Source organism: Nocardioides sp. NBC_00368 (genome assembly GCF_036090055.1).
Lineage (GTDB): Bacteria > Actinomycetota > Actinomycetes > Propionibacteriales > Nocardioidaceae > Nocardioides.
On record NZ_CP107970.1, the window covers coordinates 3,985,389 to 4,008,529 of the forward strand.

The following is a 23,141-nucleotide window of genomic DNA, read 5'->3' on the forward strand; positions in this document are numbered from 1 at the left end:
CCTAGTTGTGAGGAATCTCTTCGATCATCGTTGCACCCAGCTCCTGAGCGAGCAGCGCCTCGGCGCCCATCGCGGCCGGCCCGTCGTAGGCCTGGTCGTCGGGGTTCACCGCGGCGTCGGCCTCGGCGAGGCGAGCCGCGGTGTCGTCGACGGGGGGCTCGTAGTCGGCCGCACGCGTCGGCCGGATCGCCTCGCGCGCGAGCGCGATCGCTCCCGGGTCGGCCTGGGCCGCGGGCGGCTCCGGCGGGGCGGGCGGCTGGTCGGGCGGGGGCGGCTCGGCGGCCCAGTCGGGCGGCGGGGCCTGTTCGTTCCAGGAGGCCTCGGGCGGCTGCTGCGGCTGGGCGGGCTCCTGGGGCTGGCTCGGCTGCGGCGGGGCCTGCCGCTGCGGGGCGCCCTGGCCACCCCCGGCGACGATCGCCTCGATCTTCGGTTGGATACCGATCACGTTGACCAGCGCCTGCCCGAGGATCGGCTCGTGCCCGCCGGTCGCGAACCGGTCACGCAGCCCCGGCGAGGCGAAGCCAAGGGTGAGCACGCCGTCGCGGAAGTCGACCACCTGCGCGTTCTGGCCCACCAGGGACCAGGTCGCCCGGCGCAGGCCCTTGGTCTGGGCGATCACGTCGTCCCACAGACGGCGGATGTCTACGTTGCCCATGCCACCCGGCTGTGCCGGCGGCTGGGGCTGGCTCGGTGGCTCCGGTGCGGGCGGTGCGGGTGGTGTCGCCGGAGCCTGCTGCTGCGGGGGCCTCTCCGCGATCGGCTCGGGAGCGGGAGCGGGCTCGGGCTCGGGAGTCGGCGCGTACGTCTGGACGGGCTCAGGCTGCGGCGGCGCGGGAGCGGTCGTCTCGTGCCCCGGCGCACCGACGGACGGCTTGAGCACCGGCCGGTCCTGGGCCGGGGCGGCGGCCGCCGGAGGAGCGGTCACCGTCGGCGTACCGCTGATCTCGATCCGCCTCTCCAGACGGTCCAGCCGGGCGGCCAGACCGTCGGTGCCGTCGGCCGCGGGCAGCAGCACCCGGGCACAGATCAGCTCGAGCAGGAGTCGGGGCGCGGTGGCGCCGCGCATCTCGGTCAGGCCGGTCGCCACGGCGTCGGCCGCCCGGGAGAGGTCGTGGGGCCCGAAGCGTCCGGCCTGGGCGACGAGGCGCTCGCCGCCGTCCTCGGAGACGTCGATGAGACCGGTCGCAGGCGCGTCCGGGACCGCCTTGACGATGACCAGGTCGCGCAGACGCCGGAGCAGGTCCTCGGTGAACCGCCGCGGGTCCTGGCCGGTCTCGATGATCTTGTCGATCACCCCGAAGACCGCGGCGCCGTCGTGAGCGGCGAAGGCGTCGACGACCTCGTCCAGCAGCGCATCGGGGGTGTAGCCGAGCAGCCCGGCGGCCAGCTCGTACGTCACTCCCTCAGGCCCGGCACCACCGAGCAGCTGGTCCATGACCGAGAGGCTGTCGCGCATCGATCCGGCGCCCGCACGAGCGACCAGCGGCAGCGCGGCCGGCGCAACGTTGATCCCCTCCTTCTCGCACAGAGTCGCGATGTAGTCGGAGACCAGCTTCGGCGGGAAGAGACGGAACGGATAGTGGTGGGTGCGCGACCGGATCGTCGGGATGACCTTCTCCGGCTCGGTCGTCGCGAAGATGAACCGCAGGTGCTCCGGCGGCTCCTCGACGAGCTTGAGCAGCGCGTTGAAGCCCTGCGTCGAGACCATGTGGGCCTCGTCGATGATGTAGACCTTGTAGCGGCTCTTCACCGGCGCGAAGAACGCCTTCTCCCGCAGGTCACGGGCGTCGTCCACACCACCGTGCGACGCCGCGTCGATCTCGATCACGTCGATGCTGCCTGGCCCACCGCGCGCGAGATCACGGCACGACTCGCACTCCCCGCACGGGTCCGCGATCGGCGCCTTCTCGCAGTTCAGCGCCCGCGCCAGGATCCGCGCCGAGGTGGTCTTGCCACAGCCGCGCGGCCCCGAGAAGAGATACGCATGGTTGACCCGGTTGCCCGCCAGCGCATTGCGCAGCGGTCCGGTGACGTGATCCTGGCCGATGACCTCGGCAAACGTCTCCGGCCGGTAGCGGCGGTAGAGAGCTAGCGGTGCGTCCACCCCATGAACCCTAACGATCCCCACCGACAGTCGGTAGCCGCCGGGCGGCCCGGCCGTGGACGAACCCGCAAAGTGGGTCGTTCTGACCCATACGCCTGCGCAGTCCTCCACCGAGGGACCAGCATTCGCACCGGGCGCTCTTCTGGGCGCCGACGATTCCGGAAGGACGATCGATGAACAGAGCCGACGACGCGCTGTCGATGTCACCGAACCAGCCTCTCCCCCAGCACCTGCCGGCAGTCCCGCGTGGTCTGGCGAAAGCTGCGATCGTCCTGGCCGTCGCCCTCACGGCCCTTCGGCTGGTCACCGTCGGGATTCTCTCCGTCCCGGCCCCTGCAGCGTGGGCTTGGGACGTACTCACGATGATCTCGTTGGCTGCGATCGTGACCATGATCGCCCTCTACCTGGTGGGCAGCCTATGGCTCCTGCGAAGCTATGACTTCGCGAAACTGGTCGATCCGGCGTTCCCCATGCGGCGCAGCCGATCATGGACGTGGCTCGGGTGGTGGATCCCGATCGTGTCTCTCTGGTTTCCCTTCCAGATCGTCGACGACGTACGCCGCGCGACCGCGAAGGGCGAGGCCCGTCCGAGTCCGACCCTCTGGTGGGCAGCCTGGCTGATCGCCACCTGGGCGCCGCAGATCCCGATGAGAGACGACGGCGGGATGCTGGTCACCAGCCGCGACGCGGTCTCCGCTGTCGCGCTGGTGGTCGCGTGTGGCACGTGGATCTCGATCATCCGCGGAATCACCCGCGACCAGGACGCCGCTCGCGGGTGACGTCAGGAAATAGAAAAGGCCCCCCACGTACCCAACAGAGCTCGCTTATCCTTGCTGCCTTCCGGCCCTGGGGAGGTTCGACAAGATGTCGCCACATGGGGGGTTGCCGATGAGTCTAGACGAGTCGCCGCGCCGATCCCAAAGCACACCCATCGACCCTCCGCCGATTTCCTCTCAGTTGCCCAACCCGCGTACGATCCCTCACGGATCTGTCGCCTAGTGGCCTATGGCGCACGGCTGGAATCCGTGTTGGGTTAATAGCCCTCGGGGGTTCGAATCCCCCCAGATCCGCCAGCAGGAAACCACGGTTGACCTGCAAGAACGCCGATCCGGACAGCGCAAGCCCCGGATCGGCGTTCTTCATTTTCCAGGCGGCTCAGTCCAAGACGGCGTACGCCTCGACCTCGACGAGCACGTCCGGCTCGAACAGATAGTCCACGCCGATGGCCGACAGCGGCGGCAGCGGCTGCGGGATGTCGAGCTCGTCGACGACGCTCTCGAGGCCCGCGACGAACGCGTCGTACTTGTCCGGGCTCCAGTCGGTGACGAAGAACCGGAGACGTACGACGTCGGCGAAGGTGGCACCGGCGCCGGCCAGACCACGGGCGGTGTTGCGGAGGGCATGGGCGAGCTGACCGGCGAGGTCGCCGGGCGCCACACCGCGACCGAGCTCGTCCCGGGCGATCTGCCCGGCGACATGGATGTGACGTGTCCCGGTGGACACGGAGACGTGGTGGTAAGGCACGGGCTGGAACATGCCTTCGGGGGTGAGCAGATCGACGGACACGATGAGATTCCTTTCGATGGTCAAGGTTTCTCATGTGTACTTGGTATCCACAGGACACTTCAACGAGACTAGGTGTCATGCCGGATACCCCGCCTGGCCCGCTGCGCCTGACCCCTGAGCATCGCGAGCTCCTCGACCAGCTCCTCGACAAGTGGTCGCTCCAGGTGCTCGACACGCTCTGCGAGCGGCCGAGACGCTTCAACGAACTGCGTCAGGCGATCCCAGCAGTGACGCAGAAATCACTCACCACCGCGTTGCGGCGCCTCGAGCGCAACGGCATGGTCGCCCGTGTCGTGCTGAGCACTCGCCCGCTCGCGGTGGAATACCGCATCACCCCGCTGGGCAGCACCCTGCAGGACCTCATCGACCGGCTCTACCACTGGTCTGCCACGACGCTGCCCGAGGTGGAAGCCGCACGCGAGGCGTTCGACGATGCCTTGTGAGGAACTACATCGAGCCCTTGCGCCGTGAGAACAACGGCCGCAAGACCAGCGCAAGTCCGAGCGCGCCCCCGCCTCCGATGCCCCACCAGACGGCGTTGTCGCGGACGGCGTCGAGCGGGTCGACCTTCTCCCGTGCCATCGGGGCCTGCTCGACCTCCGGCGCTTCGGCGGCCTCCTCGACGGCGGGGCGGGTGAGCGCGTCGTACGCGTTGACCACGCCGGCACCCCAGTAGCGGCTGCCCTGGCCCTCGACGCCCGACGTGGTGCTGTAGAGGCGGTCGATGACCTGGCTGGCGCTCCAGCCCGGATTGGTCGACCAGATGAGCGCGAGCACCGCCGAGACCTCGGCGGAGGCGAAGGAGGTGGAGATCGAGTCGACCCAGCACGGCTGGCCGAAGAGCGTCTTCGACGCCGCCCCGTACGTCGGCGCGGCGACGTCGGTGTTGGAGTTGGGCAGCACCGCGGAGTCGGGGTCGGAGGCCCAGGTGCCGGAAGCGCTGACCGTCACCACGGAGTCGTTGGTGTTCGGGAAGACCTTGGGTGCCATGTCTCGGTCCGTGCCTGTGGCGATGCCGGACCAGTCGGCGGCCATCACGACGATGGCCCCCTTCTTGGTGAGCGTGTCGACCGCTGTTTCCAGGCCCGCGGCGCCCTCTGTCGCGGGCAGACCGATGTCGACAACCAGCCCCTTCGCGTTGCCCTTGGCCAGCGAGTTGAGCTCGGCGACCATCCGCTTGGCGTCGATCGTCGACTTCTCCTGGCCGACCTTGAGGACCGGGTGGTCGCTGAGCGTCACCTTGGGCGCGATCCCGGTGATCAGACCAGATGCGACGGTGCCGCGATAATCCTGCGCCTTGGCGCTGTAACCGGAGTCGACCACCGCGACACGGATCCCCTGACCCTGTTTGCTCACCTTCTGCGCTTCACCGATCCGCATGATCGCGAACGGAGCCACCGTCTCCGGCACCGGCGCTGCCTTGGTCTCCGCCTTCTGCGGGGCACCGCCACCGGTGTTCTGCGCGTAGGCCGAGCAGTCGGCTCGTTCCTCCGCTGCGTACGCAGGGCTCGGGCCGCCGAGCAGAGCCAGCCCACCGACGGCGGCCGCGAGCGCGATGCCGCTGCGAACCAGCGTCACTCGGTCGCCACGCACTTGCTCTCCTGAACCTCTCCGGTGGTCGGCGGGCACAACGCCATCTCGGTCGAGAGCGCAGCGCCAGCCGGAAGCAGGCTCAGCCACGTGCCGGGCACGATTGGGCCCGAGTCGTACGACAGGCCGAGCCGCTCGACCGTGAGCTTGCCGTCGAGGGTGTTGGCGGTGCCGCGGGCGTCGATCAGGTAGGGCGTCGCGCTCTCCTTCTGGAGCTCCTCGCCGTTGGCGGCGAAGACGAAGGCGCCCTTGCCGGGGTCGACCCGGGCCGAGGTGAAGTCGGTCGCCGCGGGAGGCTCCGACGACCGCCAGGCCCTCTCACCCGGGTCGACACCGAGGCGTACCGTCGTCTTGTCCTCGGTCTCCAGCTTGGCGCAGACGCTGCCAGTTCCGGGCTCGAGGGTAGCGGCCGGCCACGAGGTCTCCAGCCGCTCGCCGTTGATGTTCGGCTGCGAGCTCAGCGACTGCTGGTTGCCCTTGCCGCCGAAGGCGACGTCATAGATCTCACTGGCGAATTCGTCCAGCCGAATCCAGCCGGACTCGGTCATCAGGTAGTTGTTGGCCTGGTAGTTGGCCTTGGTGCCGATCGGGTATTCCTCACCCTCGACCGTGCCACCGACCTTGGTGAAGGCACTTCCGAAGGAGTTGCCGGACAGCGGCGCGCCGGACGGGAAGAGGTTGACCCAGGCCTGCGGAACGGTCGGCGTCGAGACCGGGCCGTCGAAGGTGCGGTCGGCATAGGTCTCCGAGTCGCCTTCGATCTTGTAGCTGTACGCCTGGGTGTAGCCGTCGGTGGTCTCGTGCTCCGCGATGAGGTAGTTGCCCTCTTCGGTCTGCACCATGAAGCCCGTGTCCGCGGCGGCCTTGACGTCCGGCTTCGCGGAGATGTTCAGATACGTACCTGCGCCGTTCGCGGTGCACGCTGTCCAGCCGGTGTTGATGAAGTCGGACTTCAGCGGCAGCTCCTCGGGGACGTTGGGGCCGGAGAGGCCGATCGTGCCCTTGGGGAACTCCTTGTCGATCTCCTCCTGGTCGATGACCTTGGACTTCTTCTCCAGGTCGAGACCGAGGATGAGCTGCGCGCTGGCAAGGTTGACGACCGGGTGCAGCTCCTTGGCGTTGTCCGGGCCGGTGACGACGTAGCGGGCGCCGCCCTTGGTGACGATCAGCCCGTCCTCGTCGGCCCAGCCGGTCGCGGCCTTGGGTGAGAGGAAGTGGGCGACGGCACCGCCGGCGATGAGCAGCACCGCGAGCACGACGCCGCCGAAGACCGAGCGACCCGGTCGAGCCGGCTCCACCTCACGCCCACCCGGGGCGCCGGAGAGGAACGCGGAGACGAGGCGGCGGCGGCTGAAGGCGTGCGCTTCTACGAGGTCCTTCTTGCTGGCCATCAGAAACCAGCCACCGCGGCGCCGAAGAGGCCCGAGGCGAGCACCATCAGCGGCAGCATCGCGAGCAGGCAGATCGTCTCGGCGACATCGGCCAGCCGGCCACGCCGGATGGACCCGACGTCGGGGACGAGCGTCAGCACCAGGAGTACGCCACCCGCGGCCGCCAGCACGACGGCGGTCGTCGGCCGCCACGACTCGTGGTAGACCAGCAGCGCGGCGCCGATCGCGAGCAGGCCGGCGATCCCGGAGACCAGCCCGACAAGCACCTCGGACCCGGTCCGGTACTGCCGGGTGCGCAGCATCAGCACGACGCACGCGGCCAGAGCCAGCAGCGTGCCGAAGAGCCCGAGGCGCACCACGAACGGCGCGGTCAGCACGACCAGGACACCGACGGAGAGCGAGATCGCGACCAGGATCTCGTGGGCGACCTTGGCGTCGACGCGGACCTGGTCCTGCCGGATCTCGTCAGGGTCGAGGTTGATGTCCTCGTCGGAGTAGAGCTGCGGGACGTCGGTCTTGGTCGTGCTCAGCGCGAGCCACGGGAAGAAGCTCCCGGCCAGCACCACGACGACCAGCACGATCCCGAGCACGACGCCGGCCTTCCAGCCGGTCGCGCTCAGCAGCAGACCGGCCACCAGGAACACACCGCCGACGAGCGCACCCGGCATCGCGAGCATCCGGGCCTCGCCCAGGCCGAGGAAACCGATCGCGGAGAGGAGCATCGCGCCCGCTCCGGCGAACGCCAGCGGCATCCCGACGCCGCCGTCGAGGCCGAGAGCAGCCGCACCGATCAGGAAGCCGGCGACCGCGCCGTAGACCTCACCGATCCACACCGCGGCGATCGCGGCGTCGTTCTCCGCCTCGAGCCGGGAGAGCACGATCGCGCCGCCGGCGAGGACGATGCCGATCACCGCGGCGGCGACGCCGGCGAGCATCGACGGCGCCTGGGTCCACAGCGCACCGGCACCGAGGAGCAGGAGCAGTGCGGCGGCCAGCAGGGACGTACGACGTCCTGCTTCGGGTTTCCAAGGAGCCATCTCGCTCTCGACGACGTCGGTCATCGCCTCGACCACGTCGTCGTAGACCCGCGGCGGCTTGTCGTCGATCCCGGCGCTCACGGTGAGCACGCCACCGTCCTCGACGCCCTGCGGGATCAGGCCCAGGTCGCCGGCGAGCTTGCGCCCGTCAGCGAGCACGACGCGATAGCCGGCGTACGCCGTCTGCGGGTCGAGCAGCCCGACGCTTCGCGCGAGCTCCGGCACGAGCTCCGCCACCGGCACCGAACCCGGCAGGACCAGATCCATCCGACGGGTGCCGGAGGCGACCGTCACCCGGACCAGCCCAGTGGGCGCCACCTGCGCCTGCGTCATTTCACGAACTCCTCGCGTCGTGCCTGTGCCCGAGACGAACCGACCGAATGTCCCGAGATCTCCGCCCTACCATCGCCAGCTGAGTCAGCCGGCGAGCATCAGCGCTGACTTTGCCATAAATCCAGCGACGAGGGGACCGGTGCCCCGCACCGGTCCCCTCGTGTTGTCTGTGTGCTGAAGAACTCAGCCGCCGAAGCCGCCGGCACCGCGCATGTCAGCCTCGTGCATCCGCGCCTGCGACTCGTTGACGAACTTGCTGCTGCGGTCAAGCGTGGCGCTCAGCTCACGGATGGTCCCGTTCCACTTGGCCTGAGCCTGGTTGTAGGCGTTGGCCGCCTCACCGGTGAAGTTCTCCTGGAGGTTCAGGATGTACCTCTCGAGCTCGTCGAGGGCGCCGTCCATCTCCTTCACGCCCTTGAGCAGCACGTCCACGATCGAGCCCATGGCTCCGTGGTTAACGACAATCTCTTCGCCCATGACAGTTCCCTTTCAGTCTGTTGCGTCGGGTCAGAACGAGTACTTGGTGCCCTCGACCTGGCTGCTGATGGCGCTGGTCTGCCCCGCGACATCCTGGTCGGCGTCGGACCCCAGCTGGCGAGCCTTGGTGAGCCCCGCGGTGAGCTGGTCGAGCGCCGTGGTGATCTCGCGAGCCTTCTCGTTGTAGGTGTTCATGAGCTGCTGGAACGCGTTGCCACCAGCGCCCTTCCACCCGGAGGACCCAGCAGACTGAGCCTCGGAGACCGTGCGGGAGTTGATGTTCTCCAGCTTGGCCTTCGTCTCCTCGATGAACTTGACGGCGGACTCGATCGCCTGCCCTTGCTTGATCTCACTGCTCATGGTGCTGTCCTTCCACCGGCGGAACCGGTTTCCTAGGTTTGATACCTGTCGGAGCCCGGCTCCCGATGGGCTCCCCCGAGGTCCGGACAATGTGTTCTTACCCCGTCCCCGGAGTTCTAAACACAAATCTCTGAACTTTTTTCAGCCCTGCTGTCTAGCCGTTGAAACCCGATTCCCACAGGTGTCGGAAGAACCCCGAGGAAACCACGAACGATGCGATGACGGCGGCGCCGCACAGCGACTCCGACCAGTCGGCCCGGGCCGCCCACTTCGCCGACCGCCACCCCCGGCCGGTCGCGATCGCCGCGATGATCACGGCGAACCCGATCAGCACGGCCCCGAGACCGAACCAGGAGACAAGCTCCGGGTCGGCCCACCCTACGAAGGCCCGTACGCCGACCGCCAGCGCAATAACCCCAGCGACCCGCAGTACGCCGCGAGGCAGCCAGTAGCGGTAGCTGCGTGCCGAGAGCAGGATCACGAAGGCACCGGCCAGCATGATCAACCAGGCGCCGACCCGGTCCACGTCGGCGGTCGCGGTCGCCACCAGGCCCGGCCCGCTCACCGCGACGACGCCGAGGATCGCCCAGGAGGCCGCCGCCAGCGTGCGCGCGCCGCGCTCGGCCACCTCGGTGACCTCGTCGAACGGGACGGTCGCCTTGCCGGAGGTGGTCTTGGCACGTGCCGACCAGGCGGTGACCGACAGCTTGGAGACGTCGAGGAGATAGGAGTCCGGCACGTCGACGGCGTACGAAGGGACGATCCGCGCCGCAAGGGCGGCCGCGGCGAACAGGATCGACCACGGCACCTGCGGCGACGTGCCGAGCAGGGCGCACAGCGCCGTCACCACGAAGACCGTGGCGCCGGTCAGGGTCCAGACCTTGAGGGCGGCATCGACGGTGTCGACCAGCGAGCGCGAGACGGTCGCCACGACCGCGGCGGCCAGCCCGGCCGCGCCGACCGCCAGCGGCAGCGTCTCCGGTTCGGGCGTGACGGTGATGACGAACGCGGCGCCCGCGGCGAAGGCCGGGGCTGCGATCGCCCGGCGGGCTGCGTACGGTCCTGCGGGGATGATCCCGACCAGGGCACCGAGCGCGAGCAGGCCGGCGATCGCCAACCGCTGCCACCCGTCGGCCTGGGCGCCGAAACCCGCTGCCGCGACCGCCAGGAGGGTGGCCAGGCCGACCCAGTAGAAGGAGAAGCTGCCCGCGCGGATCGGTTCCGCCGTCTCGACGACCTCACGTCGCGCATAGGCCTGCGTGGGCGGCGAGTCGGCCGCGAGCAGGGCACCCGAAGTGATGCCGCGCGAGGCGAGCGAGGCGTCCGGCTGGATCACCTCACCACGCCGATCGCGCAGCACCGGCGCCGCCGGAAGGCCGACGGCGGTCGCGTACTCCCGGGCCAGGTCCGAGGCGTGCGCATCTGACGGAACGACGATGTCGACCACTCCGGCGGTGCCGTGGACCGTGATCGCCAGGCCGCCTGCTGCGAGCGCCGGCTCAACGGCATCGGCCGTCTGAGTGGGCATGACACCTCCCGGATGCGTGATGACCCTGTGACAGAGTTCCACATCGGAAGCTCCACCGCCCGTTTTACCCGACCGGCACGGTTAAGGGTAGTAGCCGGGGTGTGGGCACTCTAAGATCCAGACCACCTGCGGCATCCGGGCCCGCGGGGCACTGAACCAGTCTCAGGGGGACACGTGACTATCGCTGCGACAGCCGGCGGTACCCGCACCGAGGAGCCGGAGGTCCCCGAGGGGGAACTCGCACTCAACGCTCCGCCGGCTATCGAAGAGGGCGAGGGTGTCGGCGGTGTTCTCATGAACGCCATCCCGATGCTCGGGAGTCTCGGTTCGATCGTGCTGGTCGCCACGATGCAGCCCGCGGGCGGCACCGGTGGCGGTGCTCCGATCCAGAAGTACTTGGCCGCGGGCATGTTCCTCTTCGCGACGCTCGGCTTCATCTTCGTGCAGATCGACCGCCAGCGGAAGCAGAAGCAGAAGCAGGTCGGTGGGCAGCGCACCGACTACCTGCGCTACCTGGCCGGTGTCCGGCAGTCGGCCCGCAGGGCGGGTGAGCAGCAACGCAAGGCCCTGACCTGGCACTACCCGGCGCCGTCCTCCTTGCCGGCGATCGCCGAGGAGCGCAGCCGGCTGTGGGAGCGCCCGAACACCCACAAGCGCTACCTGGACGTCCGCTACGGCGTCGCCCACCAGCCCCTGGCCCTGACTCTCGTCCCGCCCCAGCAGACCCCGATCGACCAGGTCGACCCGGCCTCGGCGAGCGCCCTGCACCGGCTGCTGACCGTCCACCGGGTCCAGCCCGACCTGCCGGCGGCGACCAACCTGCGCGGTTTCGACAAGATGGAGATCTGCGGCAACGAGGATCAGGCCCGAGCGCTCGCCCGGGCCCTGATCTGCGGGATGACGGCCTTCCACTCCCCGGAGCAACTGATCGTCGCCGTGCTCACGTCCGAGCGCAACCTGGCCGAGTGGGACTGGGTCAAGTGGCTCCCCCACGCCCAGAGCGGCCGCGAGGTCGACGCCGTCGGGCCGCGCCGCATGGTGGTCACCAACATCAACGACCTCGGCGCGCTGCTGCCCACCGAGGTCGGCGAGCGCGCCCGCTGGGGCACCGACGATCGGATCCCCTCGCCGCAGGTCGTCGTCATCGTCGACGGTGGTTCGGTCCCGCCGGGCAACCACGTGCTGCCGGACGACGGCATCCAGGGCGTCACCGTCATCGACCTGCCGACCCACTGGGACGAGCTCTTCGACTCCAGCCGGGTGCGGTTCCTGATCGACGACGAGGAGCCCGACGAGAACAACACCGTCCCCGGTTACCAGGTCCGGGTACGCATGGACCCGGTCCGGCTCCGCGTGGACCAGATGAGCATGGCCGACGCCGAGGCCTACGCCCGCCGCCTGACCGCTCTCTACACGGTGGCTCCGGAGGGCTCCGATGCGGCCGCCGAGACCCCGCAGGACACCGAGATCGCGGCGCCGAAGGACTACATGGCGCTGCTCGGTCTGGGCGACGTACGCTCCTTCGACCCCGACGTCGCCTGGCGTCCGCGCGCCAACCGCGACCGGCTGCGGGTGCCGGTCGGTGTCGGCGAGGCCGGCCAGCAGGTCTACATGGACATCAAGGAGTCGGCCCAGCAGGGCATGGGTCCGCACGGTCTCGTCATCGGCGCGACCGGGTCCGGTAAGTCCGAGTTCCTCCGCACCCTCGTCCTCGGTCTGGTGCTCACCCACCCGCCAGAGGTCCTCAACCTGGTGCTCGTCGACTTCAAGGGTGGTGCGACCTTCGCCGGGATGGCGGGCATGCCGCACGTCTCCGCGGTGATCACCAACCTCGAGGGCGAGCTCACCCTGGTCGACCGTATGCAGGACGCGCTCTCCGGCGAGATGACCCGCCGCCAGGAGCTGCTGCGCGAGGCCGGCAACTTCTCCTCGCTGAAGGACTACGAGAAAGCCCGTACGCAGGACCCCTCGATGGATCCGCTGCCGTCGCTGTTCATCGTGGTCGACGAGTTCTCCGAGATGCTCTCGGCCAAGCCCGAGTTCATCGACCTGTTCGTCGCGATCGGTCGACTGGGCCGATCCCTCGGCATCCACCTGCTGCTCGCCTCGCAGCGTCTCGAGGAGGGCCGGCTGCGTGGTCTCGACTCGCACCTCTCCTACCGCGTCGGCCTGCGTACTTTCTCCGCGCAGGAGTCGCGGACCGTGCTCGGGGTGCCGGACGCCTACGAGCTTCCGGCGGTCCCCGGCCTCGGCTACCTCAAGCCCGACCCGACGTCGATGCAGCGGTTCCGGGCTGCGTACGTCTCCGGGCCGCCGGCCGCCGGGTCCCGGATCCGGCGCGACGAGGGCGGCAAGCTGCAGGGCATCTTCCCGTTCTCGATCGCCGAGGTGAAGCAGCTGGCGATGCCGGTCGAGGAGGAAGAGCGTCCGGCGGCCCCGGTCGTCGGTGCGGACGGCGTCGAGAAGTCGATGCTCGACATCGCCGTCGACCGGATGACCGGCCACGGCAGGCCGGCCCACCAGGTCTGGTTGCCGCCGCTCGACATCCCCGACACGCTCGACTCGCTGATGCCCGACCTGACCACCTCGCCCGAGCTCGGCCTGCACTCGCCGGCCTGGAAGCGGCTCGGCGGGCTGGTGGTGCCGCTCGGCATCGTCGACAAGCCTCGCGAGCAGCTGCGTGACACGCTCACCGTGGACCTGCGCGGCGCCGCCGGTCACGTCGCGGTCATCGGTGCGCCCCGCACCGGTAAGTCGACCACGCTCCGCACCATCGTCACCTCGATGTCGCTGACGATGACGCCGCAGGAGGTCCAGTTCTTCGTGCTCGACTTCGGTGGCGGTACGTTCGCACCGCTGGCCAAGCTCCCGCACGTCTCCGGCGTCGGCACCCGTTCCGAACCGGACGTCGTACGCCGCGTCCTGGCCGAGATCTCGGGCATCATCGACCGCCGCGAGGCCTACTTCCGGGCACAGGGCATCGACTCGATCGAGACCTACCGCACCCGCCGCGCCCGCGGCCAGGCCGACGACGGCTGGGGCGACGTCTTCCTCGTCATCGACGGCTGGGGCACGCTGCGCGCCGACTTCGACGACCTGGAGTACGCCATCCAGGAGATCGCTCCGCGTGGCCTGACCTTCGGTGTCCACATCGTCGCCGCGGCCGGCCGGTGGGCCGAGTTCCGCTCCTCGATGCGCGACGTCTTCGGCACCAAGCTCGAGCTGCGTCTCGGTGACCCGATGGACTCCGAGCTCGACCGCAAGCTGGCCGCCCTGGTCCCGACCGGGCGTCCGGGTCGAGGCATCGTGAAGGAGAAGCTCCACTTCCTCAGCGCACTGCCCCGGATGGACGGCGACGGCTCCGCGGCGACGCTGGGCGACGGCGTGGACGACCTGATCTCCCGGATCTCCGCCGCCTGGCAGGGTCCTGCCGGCCCGAAGCTGCGGCTGCTGCCGGAGCAGATCACGATCGAGCGGATCCGGGAGCAGGCCGGGGTCACCGAGGAGAACCCCGGCAAGCGGCTGCTCCTGGGCATCAACGAGAAGGAGCTGGCTCCGGTCGGCCTCAACCCCGACGCGGAACCGCACCTGCTCGTCTTCGGCGATGGCCAGTCCGGCAAGTCGACGCTGCTTCGCAACATCGCCCGCGAGATCATGCGGACGCATTCACCGAAGGAGGCCCAGATCGCGGTGGTCGACTACCGGCGCTCGATGCTCGGCGAGATCCCGGACGACTACCTGGTCAGCTACCTCACCTCGGCCACCCAGGCGACCCCCGCTCTGAGCGATCTGGCGGACTACCTGTCGAAGCGGATCCCGGGGCCGGACGTCACGCCCGAGCAGCTGCGCAACCGGTCCTGGTGGACGGGTGCGGACCTGTTCCTGCTGGTCGACGACTACGACCTGGTCGCCACCCAGCAGGGGTCGCCGGTCGCACCCCTGCAGCCGCTGATGGCTCAGGCACGAGACGTCGGCCTGCACGTGATCATCGCCCGCCGCTCGGGTGGAGCCTCGCGATCGCTCTACGAGTCGGTCATCCAGTCGATGCGCGACCTGGCCATGCCCGGCCTGCTGCTCTCCGGCAACCCCGACGAGGGTCCACTCATCGGCAACCTGAAGCCGGTCCCGACGCGCCCGGGTCGTGGCCGCCTGGTCACCCGCGACCGCGGTATCGAGGTCGTCCAGCTGGCGTGGAGCGAGTCCTCGGTGTAGTTCGTGCGCCTTGACCGACGAGAACGGCCCGCGACCTGATTCAGGTCGCGGGCCGTTCTCGTCGGCGGGCGGGGGATCTAGAGCGTTCCGGTGCCGTTGTTGTTGGACGCCTTGCGCAACGGTGGGTGGGTCATGAACTCGTCGGCGCCGGGCATCTCCCAGGTCTCGACGGTGAACCCGTCCTTGCCGGAGATCATGACCGAGGCCTTGTTGAGGTATTCGTAGTCCCCGTCACCTGCACGCAGCGGGTTGACCAGGTCGTCCCGGCCGTCGCCGTTGACGTCGGCGACCGCGAAAATCTGAGACCCGCTGAGCGCGTCGTCGTTCCGGACGGGGTCGTCGAGGTCCCACGACGGCTCGGAGACGAACTTCTTGCCCTTCGGATCGTAGGAGTAGACGCGGATGACCCACTTCTGGTTCACGATCTCTCGGGTGATCATCTCGTCCTTCCCATCACCAGTGACGTCGGCGAAGCTCGACGACCCGGCAACCCGATCACCGTCCGGTCCGGGCACCTTGAGTACGGTCTTGGTGAGCTTTGAGCCTTGGCTCATCAGCAGAACCGCGGCGGCCGGCGAGGCCTCCTTCGCGCCCATGACGATGTCGGCCCGCTTGTCGCCATCGAGGTCGGCGACCTCGAAGTTGATGTCGAACGTGGTGCCCTTCCACGGACCGGTGTACCAGTCGGCGCTCTTGGCCCACGTGTTGTCGGCCTTGCTCAGCGTGACCGTGACATGGAACTTCAGGTCCTCGAGCTTTCCGAGCTCGGCGTCGTCCGCGGGCAGCTTGGTGCCGTTGCCGACCGAGGTCATGGCGACATCGTCGCGGCCGTCCCCGTTGAAGTCGGCGCAGAACATCGCCAGGCGTTTGCCCGAGGCAGGAACCTGGATGGAACCGTCGGGTTGGTCCTTGGCGCTGGAATCGACGCTGAACGTCGACCCGACGCCGGAGACCTGAACCACATCGACTCGACCATCAGCATCCAGGTCACCGAGCAAGTTGCCGAACTTGAGGTTCTTGCCGGTGCCTGCCTTGAAACCCTTGCCCGTCGAGGCGAACAGGGTGGCGGCGTTGGTGTCCCAGTTGTAGTTGATGTCACCGAAGGGCGCACCGAGAACCAGGTCGCCCAGCCGGTCTCCGGTGATGTCTCCACTTACGGCGGGCTTGGGCTTCTCAGGGGTGTTCTCCGTGGTGGTGAGGGTGATCCCGAGCGCGGCGCCGCCTGCGACGAAGACCGCCGCTGCCGCCCCCGCGGCAACCCACCACTTGGTCTTGGCGCGCTTGAGCGTGACGGTCGCCCCGGAGGCGAACCCCATCTGACGCCCCGCCATGGCCGCGAACCGGTCCCGGACCCGAACGGCATCGCTGGACCGCGCGGCCGGGTCCTTGGTGAGCAGGCCGCCCTGACCGGAGAGCAGGTCGTTGGCCTGCAGGGTGAAGTCGTCCCGACCGGGCAACGTGGGGATCGGCTGGGCGCTGTGGGCCATCGCGGTCTCGACGTCGTTCGCCCCGGTGAAGGGCACCTCCCCGGTGACCAGCTCGTAGAACAGGCAGCCCAGCGAGTAGAGGTCGCTGGCCGGGCTCGCCGGCGCCCCCATGCCGCGCTCGGGCGCCAGGTAGTCCCACGCACCGGAGTGGATACCGGGCCGGGCCGTGGCCGAGTCGTCAGCACGCGCCGCCGCGAAGTCGGAGAGGTACGCGTACGGCGGGGTGTTGCCGTCCCGCAGCAAGATGTTCGACGGCTTCACGTCGCCGTGCACGACCCCGACCTCCGGCGAGTGGATCGCCGCCAGGCCGTCGGCGATCTGGGCACAGATGTCGGCGGCCATCGGCCCAGGCAGCCGGCCGCGAGCCTTCAGCAGCGAGCCGAGGTCGCCGCCGTCGGCGAACTGGGAGACCAGATAAGGAGCGCCGTCGCTGGTCCTGCCGTTGGTGTAGACGCCCATGATGTGGGGAGAGTCGAGCTTGGCCATCAGCGTGGCCTGCTTGTCGAACCTCGATACGAACTCGGGGTCGCGCGCGCTCCGCCCGAGGAGGACCTTGATGGCGACCGCTCGGTTGAGCCGGGTGTCGGTCGCCTTGTGGACGACGGCGTTGTCGTTGGACGCCACCTGCTGCTCGAGCCGGTAGGGCCCGATCATCCCGGGGGTGTCCTGGGCCGCAGGGGGCGGGGGTGGCGTGGGCTGTCCTGGCGCCTGCGTAGGCACCGGCGTCGCGGTCTGCGCCGGGGTCTGCGCCGGAGGCGGAGGGGGCGGGGGTGGCGTCCGGGTCGGCGGCGGTGGGGGCGGCGGAGGCGGCGTACCGGTAGGCCCGTCGGGTCGAGCGATCCGCGGCCGGATCGTGGTCTTGTCGGGGTCGTCGACGGCCGGGCGCTCGAAGGAAGGCTGGGGCCCGCGAGGGTTGTTGTCGGGGATTCCGTTGGAATCGCTCATCCGATGGTTCCTCCCATGATGTTGTATCGACGCACGTCTTCGGGTGACGACTTCCATGTCGCCAGCTCATGGCCCTGGAACGAGCCTTCCTTCGCTGCCAAAGCCACGTAGAACGTGTAGGGGCTGTCGCTGGTGTCCTGGGAGGCCGCGATCACGTCGGTCAGCCCGTCCCCGTTCACGTCAGCGAGAGTCACGGGATACCTGCTGGTGGTCTTGAGGGTGTTGCGAGGCTTGGGAAGCTTTCCGCGAGTGGCGATCGAGAACTCGGCCAGGTCGTCGCTGAAGGTCCCGATCGTGATCGTCTGCCCCTCGCCTCGGCCGGACTCTGCGACGACGATCTCGTCCCGGCCGTCGTCATCGACGTCCCCGGCGAGGATCGAGCTGATCCCCTTGTGCTTGAAGGAGAACGACTTGGCCTCGGCGATGGTGGCCCCGTCTCCCTGATATAGGTCCAGTTCGGAGGTTCCAGTCGTGAGTGTCTTGTCCTCAGGCTCACCTGCAGCTCGATTCAGCACCACCAGATCAGCCTTCTCGTCACCGGTGAACTCACCCACCACGACCTGCTCCCTGGTGGCAGCCGGATAGGCCGCGAACTGTGTCGGCTCCGCAAACCCCGACCCGGTGCCGCGATAGACCCAGATGGCGCCGTCCCCGACCGTTCTGCCCTGTCTGTCGAGGTCCGGGTCCGGGTTGCCGAAGGTCGTGGCCATGAACAGGTCGGCGACACCGTCACCGTCGAAGTCGTCGACGCCCAGGTCGTAGTAGAACGTCGACCCGGCCATCTTCTTGCCCTGCTCGACGACTCCCGCCGGCGCCTTGAGGGATCCCTCCAGGTCACCGTGGAAGTTGAAGCCCTTCTCGCTTCGCACGAAGGTGATGAACGAGTTCTTCCCATCGCCGGTGAAGTCGGCGCAGAGCGGGAACACCTCGCCACCGTCGTTGTCCTCGGGGAGGGCAGGGTCGTCGTACGTGACGGGTTTCGACGGCGTCAGCGTGCGGCCGTCCGACTTCCAGGTGACCACGTCGACGCCCTTGCCGTCGGGGTTCTGGACGTTGGTGACCACGTCCCCGAACTTGTCGCCGTTGACGTCCGCGTACGCAGCGCCCTTGACGGTCGGCACGATGGGCTCGGGCCCGTGCTCGACCCAGGGCCGGGTGATCGCCAGAGCTCCGCCGACCCCGAGGGCGGCCACGCCCACCATCGCCGCCCCGACCCGGAGCGGGGTGATCCTGGACGGCCGCGCGGCCTCCTCGATCAGGATGGCCTCGCTCTCGGACGGTGCCCGCACCGCTGCGACCAGGATCGGCACGGGGTTCGGGTTGGTCATGGACGGCGCCGGCAGGAGCTGCGGCGGAGCGGTGATCTCGCGCAGCTTCAGCAGGTCGTCCTTGAACACGGCGGCGCTCTGGTAGCGGTTGCGCCGGTCCTTCGCCATCGAGAGCTGCAGGATCCGGTTGGCTTCTCGAGTCCACTCGTCGGTGCCGACGAACTGTGGGATCGGCGCGTTCTGGTGCGCCATCGCCACCTGCACGGCCTCACCGGCGTACGGGATCTTGCCGGTCAGCGAGAACCACAGCATGCAGCCGGCGGCGTAGATGTCTCGCGAGGGCTCCGGCGTGATCGGGCGGCCCTGGGCGTCGCGCTCGTCGCGGATGTACTCCGGCGCCAGGTAGTTCCACGTGCCCGTGATCCCGCCTGCGGGCGAGTCGGAGGAGGAGGTCGCGATCCCGAAGTCGCAGAGGAACGCGAACGGGTCGAGAGGGCTCGCCGGGTTGCGCACGAGCACGTTCGACGGCTTCACGTCCTGGTGGATGATCCCGACCTGGTGAGCGTCGTGGAGCGCCCCCGCGACCTGCGCGTTGACCAGGCACGCCAGGTGTGGAGCCAACGGCCCCTTCGAACGTACGAGGCCGGACAGGTCGCCACCCTTGATGAACTGGGTGACGATGAACGGGCTGCCCTGCTGCTCGCCGATGTCGTAGATCGCGATGATGTGGGGCGACCTGATCTGAGCGAGGGTCTGGCCCTCGCGGATGAACATGTCGATGAACTGCCGGTCGGCGAGATGGGCGTGCACCATCTTCAGCGCGACCTGGCGCTCGAGCCTGGTGTCGAATGCGTCGTATACGACGCCCATTCCACCTTCGCCGAGGATGCGGTCCAGGCGGTAGTGTCCGAACACTGCCCCGGGATGAAGCGTCGTCATGCCCGCACCCTATGCAAGGGGCGCGGGAACCAACCACTCAAAAAGTCGAAAAGTCGTCTACTTCTTGGTCGGCGACCACTCGACGATGGTGGAGACGAGCGGAGCGACCTGCCCGGACCGAGGGCGGACGCTGTCGACCTTCTTGTCGATCACCGTCACGGTCGGGTTCATCACGATCGGCACCACGATCGAGTCCGCGACCAGCGTCTTCTCGATCTGGACGCGTACGTCGCGGGCCTCGTAGGGATCGGCGGTGCGGGCCAGCTCGCTGATGAGCCGGTCGCGTTCGCGGTCCCCGCCGCCGGTCGCGTTCTGGCTGCCCTTGCTGCCCCACTGCGCCGAGATCTCCTCCGGCGTCTGCGGGATCGGGATCCTGGCGAGGACGGCGTCCCACTTGTTGCCGGACAGCACCTTGTCGGCCCCGGACACACCGCAGTCGGTGGTGGACCAGCCCTCGTCGTCGACGACGTTGGCGATGGTGTCGTAGGCGCCCGAGGCGAAGGCGTTCGACTTGTCGTACGCGATGCACACCCTCGCACCGCGGGGAGCCGTCGCGTCCTCCGAGGCCTTGAACTTCGTGGAGAACCCGGAGTCCTCGGTCGCGATCTCGTAGCCCTCGCCACCCGGCGGGAACAGCACGACGTCGGTGGCTTCGTACGCCTCGGCCCACTCGCCCGCGCCGCCCTCGGCGATGTCGCCCCGGGGCACGGCCCGCAGATAGGACGTGCGGGTCTCCTTGCGCTTGAACAGGCCGCGGTCGGTGCGGAGGATCAGCGCCCACATGGTGCCGTCGTTGGCGGTCTCGACGCCGTAGTCGCGACGCTCGAGGTCGCGCACCTGCTTCCGGTTGCCCTTGGTCGGGGTGACCTGGACGACGTCGACCTTCTCCCCGAGGCTGGCCAGCGCGTCGGCGCTGGCTGGGGTGAGGCGTACCTGCTCGTAGGTCGGCCTGGCCTCACCCGCATATTCGGGGTTGGCCTCGAGGTCGACCTCCTGGCCGGCCTCGCCGGCCGTGATCTTCGCGATCCGGTAGGGCCCGCTGGACAGCAGCGCCTCCTCGGACGCCTTGCCGTCCTCGGCGACCGTGAAGGCGGTCTTCCACGCCTCCGCGATCTTGGTCAGCTTCGCGGTGTCGGACTCCTCGATCGCGGTCTCGACGACCTCCTTGGCCTCGATCGGGTCCTCGATCTTCAGCGCCTTCTGCCCGACGACGTGTGCCGGGACGGCGACGTCCAGAGCCGTACGCCAGTCGACCACCGGCACCACCAGTGGGACCTCGATGGCGCGCGCGCCCTCGTCGACCTCGGGGATGTAGGCGCTCTTGGTCAGGCCCGTCGGCACCGCGCCGAAGTCGACCGTCCCGTCGCTGCCTTCCTGGGCGGTGCCGAAGTAGCCGGACGTGGCCGCCCAGGCGAGCATCAGGTCGGCCGTGTCGATCGGAACCCCGTCGGACCAGGTGGGCTCGGCCAGGTCGTAGCGCACCCGGGCCTGCTTCTCGCCCTCCATCGTGACCTTGCCGAACGTCTCGTCCATCTCGACGGTGTCGTCGATGAGGGTGCCGAACGCTCCGCGCGTCAGCGATGCGATGTCCAGGTTTCCATCGGTCACGCTGCCGGCGCTCGCCGGGTTGGTGCTCGTCAGGGAGCCTCGCCACGCGACGGCGACCTCGGTGCCCTCCTCGACCGACGCCGGCAGATCGCCCGAGCAGGCGGTTGCGACGAGCGCCAGGCTGGCAACGGAAACGAGCCCCACGCGACGACGTGCCCCAGGATGCACCTTCAGTCCCCTCTCCGAGACAACGGACGCCCAGATCCTAACGAGCCTCGGCGGAGACCTGCCATCGACATAGCCGGTCTCCGCCGAACGGGCTGCGGTCACCTCACGAGGCGGGGATCTCCACCTGCTCCGTGAACTCGGCGATGGTCTTGTCCGAGCCGATCACCTTCGCGCCGTCGCGCTCGTACTCGATGAGGTACGTGTCGGCCTTCTCCTCCACCTGGAAGGCGATCCAGCCGGTGTGCTCACCGCCGTCGCGCCGCTGCACGTCCTCGAGCGGCGTACGCTTCGCGGCGGTCAGCTCCTCGGTCATCAGACGGGTGTCGGAGCTCTCGAAATCACCGCCGTTGTCCCACGAGATCTCGAAGTTCCCCTCGGAGATCCGGCCGCCGTACTCCGTGCCGGGCTTGATCTTCACCTGCAGCAGCACCACCTCGCCGCCCTCGGCGATGAGGTCCGCCTCCTCCGTCGACGGGAAGTCGCGGACCGCCGAGACGACCTCGATCGTGTCACCCATGTCGGGGTCCTTCAGCGTCTTCCCGATCTTCACCTCGGTCTCGGCGCCCGCGGGCGCCGCTGACGGAGACTCGGATGCCGGTGCGCTGGACTCGACCTCGACCGCGGCGTCCGCGTCGCTGTCGGTGTCCTCGGAACCGCATGCGGTCATCGTGAGCGCGAGACCGAGGCTGAGGCCCACGGCGGCCAGTCGGCAGGTCCGGACGGTGGTGCGAGTACGCATGAAGAAGCCTTTCAACAGTGAATGTTCCCGAGATCGAGAGGTACGCGTCACCCTGGCAACTCCAGCCGTTGCCGGGCGTTCTTTACTTCGGCGTGTCGCGCGGTGACCTTCGTAACACCGCTTCACTCGCCCTTCTCGGCCAGCCACTCCGGGTTGATCGCCAGCGCGGTGACCTGGACGTCCTTGGTCGGGAAGTCGACGTCCTCCAGATCCACGTCGAGCGCCACGGACGACTTCCAGCTGCCCAGATCCGTACGCAGCAGGGTCAGCTCCGTCAGTTCCGTCCAGACGCGATCGCTGCGCCTGGACCTGGACCACTTGCGCTCGTGGAGCTCACTGTCATCGGCGACCGTGTAGACCGCATTCGACGCGTACGTCATCACCTCGGCGTCCATCCCGACGTAGCCCTCCAGGAAACCGACCTCGCGAGCCTGGATCGGCGCAGCCTCGGTGGTCGGCAACGGTGCGCTCCACATCCTGTGGTCGACGACCCAGAAGAGCTGCCCGTCCGAGACCGTCACCCGATGCGGTCCGCCGATGCGCGATGAGTTGTCGTCCGCCGGATAGACGATCTCGTGGTCGACGGCAACCTGCTCCGCGGGCGTCCCCTTCGCGGTGTTCCAGACGCGAATGAAGTGCTTGTCATCGTCGCTCTCCCACCCCTCGTAGACGATGCCCTCGACACAGGGGGATGTGGTGCCCGGGAAGGCCGAGGGCTCCAAGGCGCTCAGGATGTCCGCGCCGTCGTGCGGGTACGCAGACGTCAGCGCGGCTCGGTCCCACTGGCTCTCCGGGATGGACTCGCTGTCGTCCTCGAAGGCTTTGGTGTCGGTGCCCCTTCCGGAGGAGAGGACACGGTCCCCGCACACTGCGGCAGTAGACGTCTGGCCGTACGGAGACACCCGCGTCGTCGCCTTGCCACTGTCTCCGTCGATGTAGGTCACGAACGGGTCCTTGGACCCGTCCTCGGGGCTGAAGCCGACCAGCGTTCCCGCGCCGACCTGCACGCGATACCACTCCTGCTGCGTCTCGAGCTCGTCGCCGCCGCTCGTCCGCTCGTTCGCAGTCAGACCGGCCTCATCGATCACGTAGTCGTGCGACGGGTCGGAGGTCGTGATCCCATGCTCCGTCCAGGAAATTCCGGCACCCTCGACCTCGTCGAGCTCGATCGACCTCGCCTTCCCCTCTGCCGAGACGAGCACGAGATGGCTCGAGTCCTCGCCGCCCTCCTTCACCCGCAGCGCCAAGACCGCGTCGCCGGTCGCGAAGTCCTTCGACGGCGGACCGACCGCACAACCAGAAACCATTGCTGCCGTGGCGATCGCCATCGCTGCCAAACCCCGAGCCACCGTTCACATCCCGCCGTCTGTAGATGAGTAAGGGAGGCTC

The 23,141-nt window shown here is 68.8% G+C and carries 16 protein-coding genes, 1 tRNA gene and 1 other RNA gene; 4 read left to right on the plus strand and 14 right to left on the minus strand.

What is annotated here, in order from left to right; translation table 11 throughout:
• Position 1 precedes the first annotated feature (1 nt).
• Positions 2-2,134 carry a DNA polymerase III subunit gamma and tau gene (locus tag OG984_RS19015; RefSeq protein WP_442941014.1) on the minus strand — a complete coding sequence of 711 codons (2,133 nt, stop codon included), beginning with the start codon at positions 2,132-2,134 and terminating at the stop codon, positions 2-4.
• A 143-nt stretch (positions 2,135-2,277) separates the two neighbouring features.
• Between OG984_RS19015 and OG984_RS19020 the strand changes: the two genes are divergently transcribed.
• Positions 2,278-2,883 (plus strand): DUF4328 domain-containing protein, encoded by a 606-nt coding sequence (locus OG984_RS19020; protein ID WP_328527777.1) that lies wholly within the window; start codon positions 2,278-2,280, stop codon positions 2,881-2,883.
• A gap of 14 nt (positions 2,884-2,897) precedes the next feature.
• Here the strand turns inward: OG984_RS19020 and ffs are convergent.
• An RNA gene (gene ffs, locus OG984_RS19025) (signal recognition particle sRNA small type) lies at positions 2,898-2,988 on the minus strand.
• Positions 2,989-3,088: 100 nt separating this feature from the next.
• On the opposite strand from ffs, the gene OG984_RS19030 reads away from it, so the two are divergent.
• Positions 3,089-3,177 (plus strand) — tRNA-Ser (locus tag OG984_RS19030).
• Between the two features lie 82 nt (positions 3,178-3,259).
• On the opposite strand, the gene OG984_RS19035 is transcribed toward OG984_RS19030, so the two are convergent.
• A complete protein-coding gene (locus OG984_RS19035; protein ID WP_328527778.1) occupies positions 3,260-3,670 on the minus strand; it encodes a RidA family protein in 411 nt (136 codons plus the stop codon).
• Positions 3,671-3,747: 77 nt separating this feature from the next.
• Between OG984_RS19035 and OG984_RS19040 the strand changes: the two genes are divergently transcribed.
• Entirely contained in the window at positions 3,748-4,113 is a 366-nt protein-coding gene (locus tag OG984_RS19040; RefSeq protein ID WP_328527779.1) for a winged helix-turn-helix transcriptional regulator, read from the plus strand.
• Between the two features lie 4 nt (positions 4,114-4,117).
• On the opposite strand, the gene OG984_RS19045 is transcribed toward OG984_RS19040, so the two are convergent.
• From OG984_RS19045 to OG984_RS19070, 6 genes are all read right to left on the minus strand, one after another.
• Complete coding sequence (locus tag OG984_RS19045) at positions 4,118-5,263, minus strand: S8/S53 family peptidase (RefSeq protein WP_328527780.1); 1,146 nt, start codon at positions 5,261-5,263, stop codon at positions 4,118-4,120.
• On the minus strand, positions 5,245-6,651 hold the full coding sequence (locus tag OG984_RS19050; RefSeq protein WP_328527781.1) for a type VII secretion protein EccB: 1,407 nt from the start codon (positions 6,649-6,651) through the stop codon (positions 5,245-5,247). Before OG984_RS19050 ends, OG984_RS19045 begins: the two co-directional genes overlap by 19 nt.
• Positions 6,651-8,021, minus strand: coding sequence for a type VII secretion integral membrane protein EccD (gene eccD, locus OG984_RS19055; RefSeq protein ID WP_328527782.1), 1,371 nt, complete (start codon positions 8,019-8,021; stop codon positions 6,651-6,653). The genes OG984_RS19050 and eccD overlap by 1 nt, the downstream gene beginning before the upstream one ends.
• Positions 8,022-8,204: 183 nt before the next feature.
• Entirely contained in the window at positions 8,205-8,498 is a 294-nt protein-coding gene (locus tag OG984_RS19060) for a WXG100 family type VII secretion target (protein ID WP_008356212.1), read from the minus strand.
• A 30-nt stretch (positions 8,499-8,528) separates the two neighbouring features.
• Positions 8,529-8,858: a WXG100 family type VII secretion target gene (locus OG984_RS19065; protein WP_008356211.1), complete on the minus strand. Its 330-nt coding sequence runs from the start codon at positions 8,856-8,858 to the stop codon at positions 8,529-8,531.
• A gap of 154 nt (positions 8,859-9,012) precedes the next feature.
• Entirely contained in the window at positions 9,013-10,386 is a 1,374-nt protein-coding gene (locus OG984_RS19070; RefSeq protein WP_328527783.1) for a hypothetical protein, read from the minus strand.
• 174 nt (positions 10,387-10,560) lie between these two features.
• Here OG984_RS19070 and eccCa point away from each other — a divergent pair, with 174 nt between their 5' ends.
• The gene (eccCa, locus tag OG984_RS19075) at positions 10,561-14,598 is read left to right on the plus strand and encodes a type VII secretion protein EccCa (protein ID WP_328527784.1); all 4,038 of its coding nucleotides are present in this window, start codon (positions 10,561-10,563) and stop codon (positions 14,596-14,598) included.
• 77 nt (positions 14,599-14,675) lie between these two features.
• Here eccCa and OG984_RS19080 read toward each other — a convergent pair whose 3' ends face one another.
• The 5 genes from OG984_RS19080 to OG984_RS19100 form a co-directional block, all read right to left on the minus strand.
• Complete coding sequence (locus tag OG984_RS19080; protein ID WP_328527785.1) at positions 14,676-17,030, minus strand: protein kinase domain-containing protein; 2,355 nt, start codon at positions 17,028-17,030, stop codon at positions 14,676-14,678.
• Positions 17,027-19,237 (minus strand): protein kinase domain-containing protein, encoded by a 2,211-nt coding sequence (locus OG984_RS19085; protein WP_328527786.1) that lies wholly within the window; start codon positions 19,235-19,237, stop codon positions 17,027-17,029. Before OG984_RS19085 ends, OG984_RS19080 begins: the two co-directional genes overlap by 4 nt.
• Before the next feature lie 57 nt (positions 19,238-19,294).
• Positions 19,295-20,989 (minus strand): ABC transporter substrate-binding protein, encoded by a 1,695-nt coding sequence (locus OG984_RS19090; RefSeq protein ID WP_328527787.1) that lies wholly within the window; start codon positions 20,987-20,989, stop codon positions 19,295-19,297.
• A 127-nt stretch (positions 20,990-21,116) separates the two neighbouring features.
• Positions 21,117-21,752, minus strand: coding sequence for a transcriptional regulator (locus OG984_RS19095; RefSeq protein WP_328527788.1), 636 nt, complete (start codon positions 21,750-21,752; stop codon positions 21,117-21,119).
• A 122-nt stretch (positions 21,753-21,874) separates the two neighbouring features.
• Positions 21,875-23,080 carry a hypothetical protein gene (locus OG984_RS19100; RefSeq protein WP_328527789.1) on the minus strand — a complete coding sequence of 402 codons (1,206 nt, stop codon included), beginning with the start codon at positions 23,078-23,080 and terminating at the stop codon, positions 21,875-21,877.
• Between the last annotated feature and the right edge of the window lie 61 nt (positions 23,081-23,141).

Bases quoted from the DNA above. Each gene is read 5' to 3' on its own strand.
- OG984_RS19060 (WP_008356212.1), bottom strand. From the start codon at position 8,498: ATGGGCGAAGAGATTGTCGTTAACCACGGAGCCATGGGCTCGATCGTG.
- OG984_RS19020 (WP_328527777.1), top strand. From the start codon at position 2,278: ATGAACAGAGCCGACGACGCGCTGTCGATGTCACCGAACCAGCCTCTC.
- eccD (WP_328527782.1), bottom strand. From the start codon at position 8,021: ATGACGCAGGCGCAGGTGGCGCCCACTGGGCTGGTCCGGGTGACGGTC.
- OG984_RS19095 (WP_328527788.1), bottom strand. From the start codon at position 21,752: ATGCGTACTCGCACCACCGTCCGGACCTGCCGACTGGCCGCCGTGGGC.
- OG984_RS19070 (WP_328527783.1), bottom strand. From the start codon at position 10,386: ATGCCCACTCAGACGGCCGATGCCGTTGAGCCGGCGCTCGCAGCAGGC.
- OG984_RS19040 (WP_328527779.1), top strand. From the start codon at position 3,748: ATGCCGGATACCCCGCCTGGCCCGCTGCGCCTGACCCCTGAGCATCGC.
- OG984_RS19100 (WP_328527789.1), bottom strand. From the start codon at position 23,080: ATGGCGATCGCCACGGCAGCAATGGTTTCTGGTTGTGCGGTCGGTCCG.
- OG984_RS19085 (WP_328527786.1), bottom strand. From the start codon at position 19,237: ATGACGACGCTTCATCCCGGGGCAGTGTTCGGACACTACCGCCTGGAC.
- OG984_RS19080 (WP_328527785.1), bottom strand. From the start codon at position 17,030: ATGAGCGATTCCAACGGAATCCCCGACAACAACCCTCGCGGGCCCCAG.
- OG984_RS19065 (WP_008356211.1), bottom strand. From the start codon at position 8,858: ATGAGCAGTGAGATCAAGCAAGGGCAGGCGATCGAGTCCGCCGTCAAG.
- OG984_RS19050 (WP_328527781.1), bottom strand. From the start codon at position 6,651: ATGGCCAGCAAGAAGGACCTCGTAGAAGCGCACGCCTTCAGCCGCCGC.